At 36.6% G+C, this 14459-nt stretch carries 15 protein-coding genes; 10 read left to right on the top strand and 5 right to left on the bottom strand.

Annotated features, from left to right (window positions below; all coding sequences use genetic code 11):
- The first annotated feature begins 2 nt into the window (after window positions 1-2).
- Both AC4E8C_RS13820 and AC4E8C_RS13815 read left to right on the top strand, forming a co-directional pair.
- On the top strand, window positions 3-836 hold the full coding sequence (locus AC4E8C_RS13820) for a hypothetical protein (RefSeq protein WP_490207263.1): 834 nt from the start codon (window positions 3-5) through the stop codon (window positions 834-836).
- Between the two features lie 218 nt (window positions 837-1054).
- Window positions 1055-2512 (top strand): aldehyde dehydrogenase family protein, encoded by a 1458-nt coding sequence (locus tag AC4E8C_RS13815; protein WP_490207262.1) that lies wholly within the window; start codon window positions 1055-1057, stop codon window positions 2510-2512.
- Between the two features lie 53 nt (window positions 2513-2565).
- Here the strand turns inward: AC4E8C_RS13815 and AC4E8C_RS13810 are convergent, their stop codons facing one another.
- From AC4E8C_RS13810 to AC4E8C_RS13795, 4 genes are all read right to left on the bottom strand, one after another.
- Window positions 2566-3294, bottom strand: coding sequence for a YjjG family noncanonical pyrimidine nucleotidase (locus AC4E8C_RS13810; protein ID WP_490212560.1), 729 nt, complete (start codon window positions 3292-3294; stop codon window positions 2566-2568).
- A 125-nt stretch (window positions 3295-3419) separates the two neighbouring features.
- Window positions 3420-4064: a cell wall hydrolase gene (locus tag AC4E8C_RS13805; protein WP_490207261.1), complete on the bottom strand. Its 645-nt coding sequence runs from the start codon at window positions 4062-4064 to the stop codon at window positions 3420-3422.
- A gap of 197 nt (window positions 4065-4261) precedes the next feature.
- Window positions 4262-4972 (bottom strand): DUF421 domain-containing protein, encoded by a 711-nt coding sequence (locus AC4E8C_RS13800; protein WP_490207260.1) that lies wholly within the window; start codon window positions 4970-4972, stop codon window positions 4262-4264.
- 78 nt (window positions 4973-5050) lie between these two features.
- A complete protein-coding gene (locus AC4E8C_RS13795) occupies window positions 5051-5335 on the bottom strand; it encodes a hypothetical protein (RefSeq protein WP_490207259.1) in 285 nt (94 codons plus the stop codon).
- A 257-nt stretch (window positions 5336-5592) separates the two neighbouring features.
- Between AC4E8C_RS13795 and AC4E8C_RS13790 the strand changes: the two genes are divergently transcribed.
- The 8 genes from AC4E8C_RS13790 to AC4E8C_RS13755 all read left to right on the top strand — a co-directional run bounded on the left by AC4E8C_RS13790 (window position 5593) and on the right by AC4E8C_RS13755 (window position 13638).
- A complete protein-coding gene (locus AC4E8C_RS13790; RefSeq protein ID WP_490207258.1) occupies window positions 5593-6642 on the top strand; it encodes an LLM class flavin-dependent oxidoreductase in 1050 nt (349 codons plus the stop codon).
- Between the two features lie 221 nt (window positions 6643-6863).
- On the top strand, window positions 6864-8156 hold the full coding sequence (locus AC4E8C_RS13785) for an ABC transporter substrate-binding protein (RefSeq protein ID WP_490207257.1): 1293 nt from the start codon (window positions 6864-6866) through the stop codon (window positions 8154-8156).
- Window positions 8157-8302: 146 nt separating this feature from the next.
- A complete protein-coding gene (locus AC4E8C_RS13780) occupies window positions 8303-9205 on the top strand; it encodes a carbohydrate ABC transporter permease (protein WP_490212559.1) in 903 nt (300 codons plus the stop codon).
- Window positions 9202-10065: a carbohydrate ABC transporter permease gene (locus tag AC4E8C_RS13775; RefSeq protein WP_490207256.1), complete on the top strand. Its 864-nt coding sequence runs from the start codon at window positions 9202-9204 to the stop codon at window positions 10063-10065. The genes AC4E8C_RS13780 and AC4E8C_RS13775 overlap by 4 nt, the downstream gene beginning before the upstream one ends.
- Before the next feature lie 62 nt (window positions 10066-10127).
- Window positions 10128-10313, top strand: a complete 186-nt coding sequence (locus AC4E8C_RS13770) for a DUF2187 family protein (protein WP_490207255.1) — start codon at window positions 10128-10130, stop codon at window positions 10311-10313.
- 259 nt (window positions 10314-10572) lie between these two features.
- Window positions 10573-12015 (top strand): DHA2 family efflux MFS transporter permease subunit, encoded by a 1443-nt coding sequence (locus AC4E8C_RS13765; protein WP_490207254.1) that lies wholly within the window; start codon window positions 10573-10575, stop codon window positions 12013-12015.
- Between the two features lie 248 nt (window positions 12016-12263).
- Window positions 12264-12479 (top strand): BC1872 family protein, encoded by a 216-nt coding sequence (locus AC4E8C_RS13760; protein ID WP_490212558.1) that lies wholly within the window; start codon window positions 12264-12266, stop codon window positions 12477-12479.
- Window positions 12480-12513: 34 nt separating this feature from the next.
- Window positions 12514-13638 (top strand): cysteine desulfurase family protein, encoded by a 1125-nt coding sequence (locus tag AC4E8C_RS13755; RefSeq protein WP_490207253.1) that lies wholly within the window; start codon window positions 12514-12516, stop codon window positions 13636-13638.
- 89 nt (window positions 13639-13727) lie between these two features.
- On the opposite strand, the gene AC4E8C_RS13750 is transcribed toward AC4E8C_RS13755, so the two are convergent.
- Entirely contained in the window at window positions 13728-14330 is a 603-nt protein-coding gene (locus tag AC4E8C_RS13750; RefSeq protein WP_490207252.1) for an NADPH-dependent FMN reductase, read from the bottom strand.
- Between the last annotated feature and the right edge of the window lie 129 nt (window positions 14331-14459).

Raw genomic sequence — 14459 nt, 5'->3', positions numbered from 1 at the left:
GTGTGAAGAAATGGTTAAAAGCAGTAATACTGTCTTACCTTTCATTTTTATTTTTCGGCAGTTTCATAGCCATTGGGATGTTGTGGACGGGTGCCTTAGAGGATTCGCTGCCGTTCTTAGCAGAAATTAAAATGTTTTTGTATTATTTCTTTGCTGGTGCTATCGGCGGTTCACTTAGGCATCTTTATTTGTTTTGTTCTCATTATATGGAAGGTGAATTAAACGATTATCGAAAGTGGATTATGTACATTTTTTATCCGATTTTTGCAACTGGTACCGCTGTTGTAACTGTAACCCTGATTCAAAGTGGATTATTATTGGTTGAGTTTACTGATTATGAGGATACTCCTTATGCACCAATAAGTATTGCTTTTTTTGTAGGGTTTGGTTTTAATCGCTTTGTTAATTTACTTAACTCACTTTCCAAAAACCTATTTCAAACGGACAAAAAAAATAATGACAAGTCTGCTAAAAGCGAGGACAACAATTTTACCGACCAAACCATAATTGGCCCTGGGAGTATCGAACCAATCCACCACGGTCCAGGAAGCAACGGAGCAATTAATAATGATGCAGGGAGTAATGGTCCTGGAAGTATCGAACCAATCCACAATGGCCCAGGAAGCAACAGACCAGTTAATTATGATTTAGTAAGTAATGGTCCTGGAAGTATCGAACCAATCAACAATAATCGCGAAAGTATTGAACCTATGAATCATGATCCCCTAAACATTGAACCCCAAGATACAGGATTAGGAAGAATTGATCCCGAACCAACCAATATTGGTCCAGAACACATGAAACCAACTAGAAATAGTTCGGAATCCGATTCATAAGGCTTATTATGGTACTTGAAATCATTTTTCCTTGGAAAGCCAAGTGGCAGTTCACATATGTGAACTGCCATTTTTCTTTAAAAGGATAGTATTAGTAATAATTTACAAAAAGTGAATTTCGACCCTATGTATTACAACTATTACTATATAATAATCATTATAATTGACTCGTTTTAAAAAAAGGTCTATAACGAAAAGGAAAGGGGAGAGATAACACCATGAATCAATTTATCGAAGTAACCAATCAATTTATTAATGGGGAGTGGAAAAAGGGGTCTGCCAATAAGCAAGCAGAAATTCTAAACCCATACAATAATGAAGTGTTAAAAGAAGTAACAATTGCCTCAAAAGCAGATATTAATGATGCCTACATCGTTGCACAAAATGCCCAAAAAGAATGGGCAAATGTATCAGCAGAGGAAAAATCAAACGTATTATTAAAAGCAGCCAAATATATGCAAGATCATGAAGATGAAATAGTCGAAGTGCTAGTAAAAGAATCAGGAAGTTCCGTTTATAAATCCAAATTTGAAATTTTTGCTAGTATTGAAGCGTTGAAGGAAGCAGCCGGGTATCCAAACCAGTTTGAAACTGTTACTAGTCCTTCCGGAATGCCGGGAAAAGTCAATCATGTTGTGAGAAAACCTATCGGAGTAGTAGGTTCCATCAGCCCATTTAATTTTCCGTTGTTCTTGTCAATCAGAACGATTGCTCCAGCCATCGCAACAGGTAATGCTGTAGTCCATAAACCAGATTTACAAACTGCTATTTCCGGTGGTGTCGTGTTCGCGAAGATGTTCGAGGAAGCAGGCTTAATGGCAGGCGTATTTAATATGATTGTGACAGATATTAAAGAAATAGGTGATTATTTTGTTGAACACCCTATTCCAAAATTAATTTCATTTACTGGTTCAACTGCTGTCGGCAGACATATCGGTGCGGTAGCGGGAGGAAGCTTGAAAAAAGTAGCTCTAGAATTAGGCGGTAACAGCCCATTCCTAGTTCTTGAAGATGCTGATGTAGACCAAGCCGTAGATGCAGCCCTATTTGGTAAGTTCCTTCACCAAGGTCAAATTTGTATGATGATTAATCGAATATTGGTTCATCGTTCCGTGTATGATGAATTCATTGAAAAGTTTGTTGAACGCGCTTCTAAAATTAAATATGGCAATCCAGAAGATCCAACGATTCTGTTTGGACCAATGATAAATGAACGACAAATTGAAAAAGTATTGAACTTCGCAAAAATGGCTGAAGAAGAAGGTGCCAAAGTAGCATTAAGAGGCGAACGTATCGGCAATGTCATTACACCATTTGTTTTCACTGAGGTAAAAAATGACAGCCGGATTGCACAGGCTGAAGTGTTTGGTCCGATTGCTACAATTATTCCATTTGAAACAGAAGAAGAAGGAATCCGTTTAGCCAACGAAACAGATTATGGTTTAAGTGCAGGTATCTTCACAAAAGATTTAAAGAGAGGACTTCAAGTGGCTCAACGAATTGAAAGTGGCATGGCACATGTCAATGATCAATCAGTAAATGTGGAAGCAGGAATGCCATTTGGCGGCGAAAAAGGCTCCGGCTTGGGTCGTTTTGGAGGACAATGGGCATTTGAAGAATTTACCACAGTACAATGGGTTACAGTACAGGAGACACCTAGAGAGTTTCCTTTTTAGAAAAACACTAGGAATCTACTAAACTTATTAAAATAGCATCAGTTTGACTGATGCTATTTTTTAATAAGTTTTTCGGAAGATATTCTTTCTTTATTTATATTTAAAATTTGATAAAGTTCGTCGAGTTTTTGAATTTGATAAGTTGGTATAATGGAAGTATTGTTTTCCTTCAATCCAGGATTAAACCAACATGTGTCCATTCCGACCAATTGTCCGCCTTTGACATCAGAACTTAAAGAGTCTCCAATAATTAAGCTATGATCGACAGAGAAATTTGGAATACGTGTAAAAATATAATCAAAAAATCCCTTCATCGGCTTTTGAAAGCCGGTGTCTTCTGAAACGAAAATGCCCTTAAATAAAGGAAATAGTCCTGAATCACGCAAACGTTTATCTTGCGTTTTTGAAACACCATTTGTAACTATATATAAGTCATAATGATGTTGCAGGTAATATATTAATTCCATTGCCCCGTCTATAAGCTGATGCCCCTCTTCTAAAAAGCTGCGATATTTTCTTTCTAATAATGTCCCGTCCACCAGAAGACCGTATTCTTTAAATAAAAGTGAAAAGCGGGTATTAACCACTTCATCACGATTTAAATTACCTTCTTCAAAGGATTTCCAAAGATGCTCGTTAATATTTTTATAGTTTTCTTCGATTTCTGCTGTGAGAGGATAATTTTGATCATTAAACAACATTTGCAAAGCTAACTTTTCTGCCGCTTTGAAATCTAATAATGTATCATCAACATCAAATAATAAAGTTTGATAGATTTTCAACATGATTCCTCCGATGTCTAGTTGTTTTGTTTATGTATGTACTTTTATTTTACAGGAGAAACTAGTTATCTTCCATTTAAAAAATTGGAATGGGATGGGTCATTAAATCAGGAGAATCAACTATACTATTTTTTAAACACATGATGACCGATTGCAAGTGTAGTTTTCCTTGAATCAAGCCAACGACTAGTAGCAATGGTTGGATTATAAAAAAATAAAGAATCAGCAACCAAATTTCTATTTTCCTTCAATGCTTCGTGAACTGCCTGGATTGAGTCTTCATCTGCCGGTTTATTGATTTGCCCATTTCGAATGGGTTGAAATTGCCCTTTTTGATAGATAACCCCTTTAATTGTGTTAGGAAATTTTGAACTTTCTACTCTATTTAGGACAACACAGGCAACGGCCACTTTCCCTTGATAGGGTTCGCTTTCAGCTTCAGCTCTAACTAATCTGGCTAGAAGGTCTATTTCATATTCTGAATATCCTACTTTTATTTCCATTTCAGCTGACTCAACCTCTGGTTTACTTTGATTCTCCTCAGGAATGGTTATATTCAGCCCTTTCTGATCAGTAATAACTGTTTGTCCTATATATATCAAATCAAGATTTTGAATTTGCGGGTTTAACTTTGATAAATCTTGTAAAGAAAGATTGCTTTCTTTGGCAATCCTTGTCATTGTGTCACCACTTTTTACTGTATAAGCAAAGGCAGGAGATGTAAGTAATAAGGAAACTACTAATGTTATGAATGTAATTAGTTTTTTCATCTTTTTTTCCTCCTAAATGGTTTTAAATGTCTCTCTTATTTATGTCTATTACTATGAATACGAATAAAAGATTAGTATTACAGTTTCATTAAATAGAAAATCAGTTTTGTAATAAATTTTAAATAATTATGAAACAAAAAAAAAAAAGGGAATTCATTCTGAATTGTTACGAATGAATTCCCTTTTTCATATTACTTTTATTCAATGTCTATTGCCGAACTTAACTTATCTAAATATAAATCAATAAAAAAGTAGCCATTCGTAGAAATTACTGCATATTGAACGTCCTTTACTTCAAGACTTCTGCTATTTAATTGATCTAGGAGCCAAGCATTAGAATATTGGTTATTAAAGTTTTTTTCAATAATTTTTCCATTCATGATTAGTTCTTTCGGAACTTTTATTTCTTGATTTGTAATAGTTGGATTTATATCTTGTTTCGTAACATTTTGATATTTTGTTTTCTTTAAAACAGATAACTTTCCACTCACTTCTAACATGGCAAACTCGACTTCAATGAGATTAAAAATTCCCAATTCTCTAAGTTGTTGATTTAAATCATCGAGCGTATACCTAATTTTTTCCATATTAGTATCTAGGATTTTTCCTTTTTCGATGATTACAGTTGGCCGACCTGATACCCATTGGCGAATACCTCGTTTTTTTGAAGAAAGCAAGGAAAAGCTAAAGTAAATCAAAATTAAAGACATAAAAGCAGAGAACATAGGTAAAAAGTTTAATTTGATATCAAATGCCATGTTCGCAATAAAGGAACCAATCATAACGGATATTGCAAAATTGTACAAATTAATATGTGCATTAATTTGTTTTCCAAACCAAAAAGTGCACACCATAAAGATAATAAAAGAAACGAATGTACGGAGTACTGAATAAATAATTTCTTCCATTTTCTCATCCTCAATATTTTAGTCAAAAAGATTTTTCTCAAACATAATGATCAGAAGGTTTTTAATATATAACCTTTCTTACTTTTTAGTTTGTTTATTTCTATAAGAAATCAAGTTTGTTTTCAACGAGGCATATGTACCGATAGCGGCATACCCATAAAACCAGCCCATAAATAAACCTGCTATGATGCTGTGTTTGTGACTAATAAAAAGGGAGATTCCCAAACCAAAAAGGAGTGCGATACTTGGAACGAACCATTTGGGGATTTTGAAATAAACCTTAATAAATTGAGTTAACAAAATAATAATAGGTATGGCGAAAATTGCATCCCAAAAATTCATATGAATGGTAGGGAAATCCATAGATAACACACCTTTTTATTCTATTATGTGCCGATTTCATAAAATTTATTAAATGAAAGCTAAGCGGCATCAACAATTTATTTCATGCTTACTTAGATTTGAAATTTTTAGAACATCCTTTTCGATTAAATATTTACACTTTGATAGAATAGTATGTAGTATTTATAAATGCGACATGAAAAATAATATACTCTCGAAAGGTACATACTGACTCAATAGTTAGAACTAAGTGAAGATTAAATAAGGGGGTAAATTCAATGGAGATTGGTGTAACAACATTTGTGGAAACAACACCTGATGTTTATACTGGCCATGTGGTCAGTCATGCACAGCGTTTGCGTGAAGTTGTGGAGGAGATAGTCCTTGCAGATCAAGTAGGCTTGGATATTTTTGGTGTCGGGGAGCATCATCGTAAAGATTATGCAGCTTCTTCCCCTACAGTTCTACTTGCTGCAACAGCATCACAGACGAAAAGAATACGGCTGACAAGTGCAGTTACCGTATTGTCATCCGCTGATCCTGTTCGGGTATTTGAAGAATTTGCTACACTAGACGGCATTTCAAACGGAAGGGCTGAAATCATGGCAGGCAGAGGTTCATTTATCGAATCCTTTCCATTGTTTGGTTATGATTTAAGCGATTATGATGAGCTGTTTGATGAGAAGCTTGAATTGTTGTTGAAATTACGTGAGTCAGAGAAAGTTACATGGAGCGGTAAGCATCGACCATCAATACATAATTTAGGTGTATATCCAAGACCGGTTCAGAATCCTTTGCCAGTGTGGATTGGCAGTGGGGGTACACCAAAATCTGCTGTTCGTGCCGGTGTGCTCGGATTGCCGCTTGTCCTAGCCATTATTGGAGGACGTCCTTTGCAGTTCGAACCAATAGTACAGCTTTATAAGAGAGCGGCAGCTCAAGCTGGTCATGACATATCCAAGTTAGCAGTTGCATCACATTCTCATGGTTTTGTGGCGGAGGATTCTCAGATCGCTGCGGACAAATTTTTCCCATCAACTCAGCAAGCCATGAACGTGCTCGGAAGGGAACGAGGATGGGGATATTATGATAGATCCAGCTTTGATGCAGCCAGAAGCTTTGAAGGAGCATTATATGTTGGTGATCCTGAAACAGTTGCACAAAAAATTATTCATCTTAGAAAAAACGTTGGTATTACACGCTTTATGTTACACGTACCCGTTGGAAGTATGCCACATGCAGATGTATTGAAGTCAATTGAATTGTTGGGAACAGAAGTAGCACCCCGTGTTCGGGCAGAGGTTTCCAAATGGGAAGCAATGCAGTAATTCTAATATTTATTGGTATTAAATAATAATCAAGAAAATAAGTAAAAAAGCTTGGAGAATCCTCTCCAAGCTTTTTTTTGAAAAATATTCTCCTACTTTCATCCTATTTTGACAAAATTCATGTTTATTGGACAACATATTGGGTATATCATTTTTAGGTTTAAGATGTACTTCTTATTTTATTCTTAATATTTATAAATCATTTTAGGAGGCAGTGCAAGATGAAAAGAATAGTTGGTAGTTTGTCATTAGCTGTAATACTATTTTTAGCTACAGTACTTACTGGATGCTCAAGCAAGAGTGTTGAGGCTGATGCAAAAGGGAAGGTAGTGGTCAATTTTTGGACATTCTGGGGATCCGAAACCAGACGACCAGTAATTGAGAAAATAGTTGATGACTTTAATAAGTCACAGGACAAAATTGTTGTCAAACATACATTTATCCCTTGGGGAGATATTTGGACGAAAAACCTTGCTGCTGTGGCAGCTGGAAATCCAGCTGATGTTGTCATTAATGATATTAATAGTGTTTCACACAGAGCAGAAAACAATCAGGCAGAGGATTTATCTAAATACATAAAAGCAAATTCTTTTAAAAATCAGTTTTACCCAAATTTATGGGATACAGTCTTATATAAGGGTAAACCATACGCTATCCCATTTACAACCGATACTAGATTATTATTCTATAATAAAGACGCATTTAAAGAAGTAGGTCTTGATCCGAACCAACCACCAACCACCTGGAAAGAGCTTGAAGAAACTGCGAAGAAGCTGGACGTTAAGCAAGGTGAAAAATATACGAGAATTGGATATTTTCCACTGTTTGGCGGTTTTGGTGCACCAAGTTGGTTAAAGAACGCTGATAATGGTCAAGGTTATGTGGAAAATGAAAAGCTGAATATTGACACACCTAATAAAGAAAAGGCATTACAATGGCTAGCTGATTGGCAAAAGTATTACGGTGATAAAACAATCCAATCCTACCAAGCAGAATTCAGTAATGGACAAGCAAATCCATTTATTGCAGGGAAAGTAGCCATGTATACTGATGTAGCAACATTTTATACACAAATTCGTGATTCAGGTACAAAGATGAATTTCGGTGTAACCACCATTCCAAAGTTTGATGAAAATAGTAAACCATGGAGCGATGGCGGTGGCTTTGTAGCTGAGGTTCCAAAAGGAGCCGAGCATCCAAAAGAAGCAATGACTTTTATAAAATATTTAACGGGTGAAAAAGCGCAAAAATACTGGGCTGAAAAAAATTACGATAACGTTGCTAATAAAAAAGCAGCAGAAAGCGTCTTAAAGGAGTTGACAGGTGATTCAAAAATGGTTTACGAAGAAGCTGTTAATGCCTTGAAATATACGACATTATCCCCAGTTCCGAATAATTATCCCGACTATCAAAATCGAATCAATCCTTTAGTTGAAGCGGCTATTAAAGGAAAAATGTCTCCAAAAGCAGCCTTAGCTAAGGCCGAAAAAGACGTAGAAAAGGTAAAGAAATAATGGAAGAGGAAGAGAAGCCAATTATGCTTCTCTTCCTCTAGTAGAAAGGAATGAACGATATGGAAAAAGTGACAGTGAATCGAATTGATTCAACGATTTCCCGTCTTCCAGCAAAGAGAACAGAAACGAATGTTTCTGTTCCATCTATGTCACTATTAAAACGGAAAAGAAACATAACGGGATACATATTCATTTTACCTTGGTTGGTCGGTTTTATTGGGTTGACCGCAGGCCCTCTTGTTTTTTCCTTATTTGCCAGTTTCACTGATTATAACATTACATCGAAGATGAATTTTATTGGCCTGGATAACTATAAGAAAATGTTTACCATTGATGATATGTTTTGGACATCACTTTGGAATACACTTTATTATGTGATATTTTCCGTTCCATTAACAACAGTAGGAGCCATTTTTATTGCTGTTTTACTTAATCAAAAAGTAAAAGGAATGAGAATATTTCGGACTATTTTTTACCTTCCAGCTATCCTGTCAGGGGTCGCCGTTTACTTTTTATGGATGCAGTTATTAAGTCCATCTACTGGGTTAGTCAATCAATTTTTACATATCTTCGGAATAGAAGGTCCATCCTGGCTGTTTGATCCAAATTGGACAAAGCCCGCACTCATTTTAATGAAAATGTGGAGTGTCGGTGGTGGTATGCTTTTATACCTCGGCAGAATGCAGGGAATTTCACCATCATTATACGAAGCGGCTTCATTAGATGGCGCTAATAGTGTTCAAAAATTTGTTCATATTACACTTCCGATGATTACACCGATTGTTTTCTTTGATGTAATCACAAGCACCATAGGATCCTTTCAAATTTTCCAAGAAGCCTATGTAATGACCCAAAATGGAGAAGGGGGACCATCGAATTCACTGCTTTTTTATAATCTCCATATGTGGAACAATGCCTTTAAATCATTTGATATGGGATATGCATCGGCAATGGCGTGGTTCTTATTTATTATTATTATGGTGTTAACCTTTATAAATTTAAAGGTAGGAAAGAAATGGGTCTACTATGAAGGCGGGGATGGTAAATGAGAACTGGAGAAGAACTTCAGCAAAAGAAGCCAGTTAAGTTTGAGACCAAGAATTTCGTTGTATTTGTCATTCTTCTAATAGGAAGTATTATATTATTAACACCGCTATGGTGGATGATTTCGACTTCATTAAAATCCCCACAAGAAATTTTGCAATATCCACCGTCGTTTATACCAAAGGAATTTCATTTTTCTAATTACATTGAAGCGTGGAAAACTGGGGCTTTTACAAGATGGAGTCTAAATACTTTATTTATTGCAGTTGTTAGTACGATTGGTAATGTCCTTGTCAACTCATTTATCGCCTATGGATTTGCCAAGGTTCCGTTTAGAGGGCGAAATGCACTGTTTGTATTGGTCCTCTCGACCATGCTATTACCTGGTTTTGTCACGATGGTACCACAGTACGTACTTTTTTCTAAATTAGGATGGGTGAATACGTATTTACCACTCATCGTCCCGGCCTTCTTGGGCAGCGCTTTTAATATTTTTCTCATTAGGCAATTTATGATGAGTATTCCTAATGAAATAATTGAAGCGGCTATTATGGATGGTGCGAGCCATTACCGTATTTGGTGGTCAATCACCTTGCCGCTAATCAAACCAGCCCTTGTAACGGTTGCTATTTTCTCCTTTACTGGAGCGTGGAATGATTTATTAGGACCATTATTATATTTAAGTGATGAAAATCTATACACACTTCAACTGGGCCTTCAAACCTTTAAAGGCAGCGTCCAGACACAATGGAATTATCTGATGGCCATGTCTGTTATGGTTTTAATTCCAACGGTGTTGATTTTCTTCTTGTTTCAACGGTATTTTATCAAAGGTTCCAATATTTCTGCTGGAATGAAAGGTTAAATCTTCAAAGTCAGAAGAATTTCTTCAGTTTTTTTGGGACAATATAAGTCCGAGGTGATGGAATGGCTACTGTAAAAATTGGTGATGTAATAACGTTTAAACGTGAGGGAGAAGAATTTGAAGGTATTGTTTCCGGGATTAGGGAAAATTCCGTTATAGTCCAATATGGTTACTCAAAGACGAAAGATGAACCCCTTACAACAGTTGTTAATCATAAAAATTATAAAATTACTAATTCAAAAAGTTGAACGAATGCCTGTCCACTATTACTTTAATTTTCAATGTAATGGGGGACAGGCATTGTTTATGTAATATAATAATTCGGTGAATAGACTGTCAATGATGACAGTCTATTCTTTCTTTTGTTACACAGTGTAGATTGGGACATTGCTTGTGCATAAAAAAAGCAATGGAACTCAAGTGGGAAAACTGGTAATATTTAAAGGCATGACTTTGCGATATAAATTACATCTATGCAGTGAATAGGGAATGGAGGTTGATGAATGCATGACAAATTCAAGTGTAAAGCAGACTACAATCGTGGCACTACTGCTTGCAGGGGCGTTCATTGCGATATTGAATCAAACACTAATGATTACAGCAATACCTCCAATTATGGATGAAATGAATATCACCGCCAATAGTGCACAATGGTTAACGACTGTGTTTATGTTGGTGAATGGAATCATGATCCCGATAAGTGCCTTTTTATTAGAACGTTTTACAACGAGACAGCTGTTTATTTCGGCTATGAGTATTTTTGCAGCAGGAACCCTACTGGGTGGGCTGTCTCCTAATTTTGAGTTTTTATTAGCAGCAAGGGTCATTCAGTCTTGTGGAGCGGGAGTTATGCTGCCCTTAATGACTACCGTATTTTTGCTGGTTTTTCCAGTTCATAAACGCGGTGCAGCAATGGGGTTGGTCGGTCTCGTCATCTCTTTTGCGCCGGCAATAGGTCCTGCATTGTCGGGGTGGATAACGGCGAATTTTTCTTGGAGAGTTTTGTTTTTTATCATTTTGCCTATCGCGCTAATCGATATTCTTGTTGCGTTCATTGCTCTAAAAAATGTAACAGAGGTTTCCAAGCCCAAGGTGGATGTTATTTCCATCCTTTTTTCTTCGCTAGGTTTTGGAGGCCTCCTTTATGGATTTACAAGTGCCGGGAATTTCGGTTGGACCAATTCTAAGACCTTACTAACCTTAGGAATTGGCGGTATAACACTTGCCTTATTCATTTATAGACAGATACGTTTGAAACATCCAATGCTTGAATTTAGCGTTTTTTCATATTCAATTTTTCCTTTTGCCATTGCAATCGGAATGATTGGCTTTATGGGATTAATTGGTGCAGAAACGATTATCCCTTTGTTTATGCAGAATATGCGAGAATTTACGGCATTTGAGGCTGGTTTAGCTCTTTTACCGGGGGCGCTCATTAGTGGACTGATGGCACCTATCATTGGGAGAGTGTTTGATCAAATTGGAGCAAAATGGCTGGTACTGATTGGCTTAATCATTTTGACTGTCTCCTCCTTCGCATTTACCAATTTAGGCCCGTCTACTTCGATGACCTATCTTACGGTCTTATATAGTATTAGAATGTTTGGCCTTTCAATGGTCATGATGCCAGTTGCAACAGCAGCCTTGAACCAGTTACCAAAAAGATTAATTCCTCATGGTGCGGCCATGGATAATACCATGAAAATGATTGCAGCATCAGTTGGTACAGCAATTCTTGTTACTGTTATGACTACCACGGCGGAGACAGCTAAGCAGCGACCGGACATTCCGTATCCAGATATGTATGGAGCCAATGTTGCTTTCATGGTGATATCGTCTCTTACATTAGTAGGCCTTATCCTTTCTTTCTTTATTAAAAATGAACGAAAGATCGAAACTGAAAGGGATGTAAAACAGCAAAGAAAGGTTAGCATCAAAATGCAGAAATAGAAGCATAACATTATATCTACACCTACCCATCAACAAGAAGTTGATGGTTTTTTCCATTACTTAGGATCATTTTGAAAAAACTTTAATGATATTTAATGGGACTGGCATGGTGAAAATGGTAAAATAATAGAACTAGAGGAAAAAAGGAGTTAACCGGATATGACCAAAATTGAGATCATTGCTCGGAGAATACAGGTTGGAAATTAAATAGATGGGATCGCTGGTACGATTTTGAAAACAGTAATTTTATTTCAGTATCTGATTTTCAACCTGAACAAAACCTTAATCATGCCATGCTTATCGTCGAACGGTTAAAAGTACTAGGATTTAGCTATACAACAAACGGAAACTCGGAGGTATGTTTTAATGACGTATGCGAATCCGGCGATACGTTAGCACAAGCCATCACAAATGCAGCTTATACAGTAGCAGATAATAGTTCCATCGATGAGGGATGGCTGTAAATGAATATTGTTTTAGAAAGGGTTGAATACATAAATGGAACGAATCTATCTGGATTATAATGCCAGCACCCCGATTGCCCCTGAAGTAGTTGAGGCAATGAATCCTCTTCTTCATGATTTTTATGGTAATCCTTCAGCTCTACACTGGTCAGGGAAGCCAGTTAAAGCATTATTACAGAAGGCAAGAGAACAAGTTGCGGAGTTAATTGGCTGCTCTCCAAGAGAACTAATCTTTACAAGTGGAGGAAGTGAAGCGAATAACCTCGCTTTAAAAGGTTATTATTTTAAAAATCGCCATAATGGCAACCACATTATTACGTCTAGAATTGAACACCCTGCAATCATGAATCCTTGTAAATTCTTGGAACAACTTGGTGCAAAGGTAACATACATAGGTGTTGATCGCTTTGGAAGAGTGTCTCCACAAGATATTGAAAGGGCGATTACAAAGGAAACGATTTTGATTTCAGTCATGCACTCAAATAATGAGGTAGGTACTTTACAACCTATCAAAGAAATTGGCAAACTAGCGGAAAGTCATGGTATTGCCTTCCACACTGATGCATCTCAATCTACTGGCAAAGTACCAATCAATGTGTATGATTCAAAAGTAGATATGCTTACGATAGCTGGTCATAAACTATATGCTCCAAAAGGAATCGGGGCACTGTTTGTAAGAGAAGGTATTCAACTAGAACCACTTATTCACGGAGCAGGTCATGAATTGGGTCTTCGAGCAGGGACGGAAAATACATTATTAGCTGTTGGCTTAGGAAAAGCATGTGAAATTGCTCATCTGCAGTTGGAGAATCATGACATAAAGGAGTTGCGTGATTATTTTTGGGAACAATTAAAGAATGAATTTGGAGACCGAGTAGTATTAAATGGACATCCTGAGGAGAGGTTGCCAAACACTTTGAATGTATGTTTTGTAAGGAAAATTGGTCAAGATGTGCTGTCAGCTATTCCTCATTTGGCTGCTTCAACTGGTTCTGCATGTCATGCTGGCAGCATTGAATTATCTCCGGTGCTAAAGGAAATGAACGTTTCTGAAGAGGTTGGAATGGGAGCGATTCGCTTTAGTTTAGGGAGGAATACGTCAAAGAGTGAAATCGATCAAGTGATGATGTGCTTAAATGATATATTACGAGACGAATAATAAATTAGCGGATTACATATTGATGAGATGAAAAAAGAAAGGAATAGAGTACCAAACAAATAAGCTTGGTACTCTATTTTCACTAATTTTTATCTCAAAGTTTTTAATGCTCCACTCCATGCGAGTACTTGATCAAGCATCGCATTTACATTATTAAGATGTAATTCAGCTGGTTTGAAATCGGCTCCGTTGTTTTCAAAATCAGTAAATAAAGATAATGTCGGGTGGATTCTTACATCCGCAATTTGTAATTCTCCGCAAATTCCACGTAAGTGTTCTGCAGCACGAGCACCACCTGTAGAACCATAGCTGACAATACCGGCTGCTTTATTATTCCATTCATCTCGTGCTGTATCCAATGCATTCTTTAATGCACCTGTGATACTGTGATTATATTCTTGCACAATAAAGACAAAACCATCTAAACTAGTGAGCTTTTCTGACCAAGCTTTTATTCCAGGCTCTTCCCCAGCTGTAGTAAAAACAAAGGGTAAATTAAAATTAGCAATATCAACAATTTCGTAATCAGCATCTCCACGTTTATTAGCAATTCCCTTTACCCAATCGCCAACCTGTGGACTAACGCGACCTTGCCTTGTACTTCCTAAAATAATACCTATTTTCAGTTTTTCATTTGTCATTCTGTCTTCCTCCTTAGTTTTTCTTCCGAATAATTTATCGAAAAATCCCATTTTTTTGAACCACCTTTTGCCCTATTAAGATTTAGGTATAGAGCGTCTCCTTCCACTTTCATTTTTTAGTCCTTTAGGTATTAATATCAGTAAGTAGATCGTTTCTCATACCTGATAAAATAAAAATAT

The organism is Neobacillus sp. SRL179 (assembly GCF_984799095.1).
This window is presented reverse-complemented; position numbering and strand designations above follow the sequence as displayed.

What these genes read in the sequence shown, in the direction of transcription:
- AC4E8C_RS13815 (WP_490207262.1), top strand. Translation starts at nt 1,055, where the DNA reads ATGAATCAATTTATCGAAGTAACCAATCAATTTATTAATGGGGAGTGG.
- AC4E8C_RS13805 (WP_490207261.1), bottom strand. Translation starts at nt 4,064, where the DNA reads ATGAAAAAACTAATTACATTCATAACATTAGTAGTTTCCTTATTACTT.
- AC4E8C_RS13800 (WP_490207260.1), bottom strand. Translation starts at nt 4,972, where the DNA reads ATGGAAGAAATTATTTATTCAGTACTCCGTACATTCGTTTCTTTTATT.
- AC4E8C_RS13795 (WP_490207259.1), bottom strand. Translation starts at nt 5,335, where the DNA reads ATGGATTTCCCTACCATTCATATGAATTTTTGGGATGCAATTTTCGCC.
- AC4E8C_RS13790 (WP_490207258.1), top strand. Translation starts at nt 5,593, where the DNA reads ATGGAGATTGGTGTAACAACATTTGTGGAAACAACACCTGATGTTTAT.
- AC4E8C_RS13785 (WP_490207257.1), top strand. Translation starts at nt 6,864, where the DNA reads ATGAAAAGAATAGTTGGTAGTTTGTCATTAGCTGTAATACTATTTTTA.
- AC4E8C_RS13780 (WP_490212559.1), top strand. Translation starts at nt 8,303, where the DNA reads ATGTCACTATTAAAACGGAAAAGAAACATAACGGGATACATATTCATT.
- AC4E8C_RS13775 (WP_490207256.1), top strand. Translation starts at nt 9,202, where the DNA reads ATGAGAACTGGAGAAGAACTTCAGCAAAAGAAGCCAGTTAAGTTTGAG.
- AC4E8C_RS13770 (WP_490207255.1), top strand. Translation starts at nt 10,128, where the DNA reads ATGGCTACTGTAAAAATTGGTGATGTAATAACGTTTAAACGTGAGGGA.
- AC4E8C_RS13765 (WP_490207254.1), top strand. Translation starts at nt 10,573, where the DNA reads ATGACAAATTCAAGTGTAAAGCAGACTACAATCGTGGCACTACTGCTT.
- AC4E8C_RS13755 (WP_490207253.1), top strand. Translation starts at nt 12,514, where the DNA reads ATGGAACGAATCTATCTGGATTATAATGCCAGCACCCCGATTGCCCCT.
- AC4E8C_RS13750 (WP_490207252.1), bottom strand. Translation starts at nt 14,330, where the DNA reads ATGGGATTTTTCGATAAATTATTCGGAAGAAAAACTAAGGAGGAAGAC.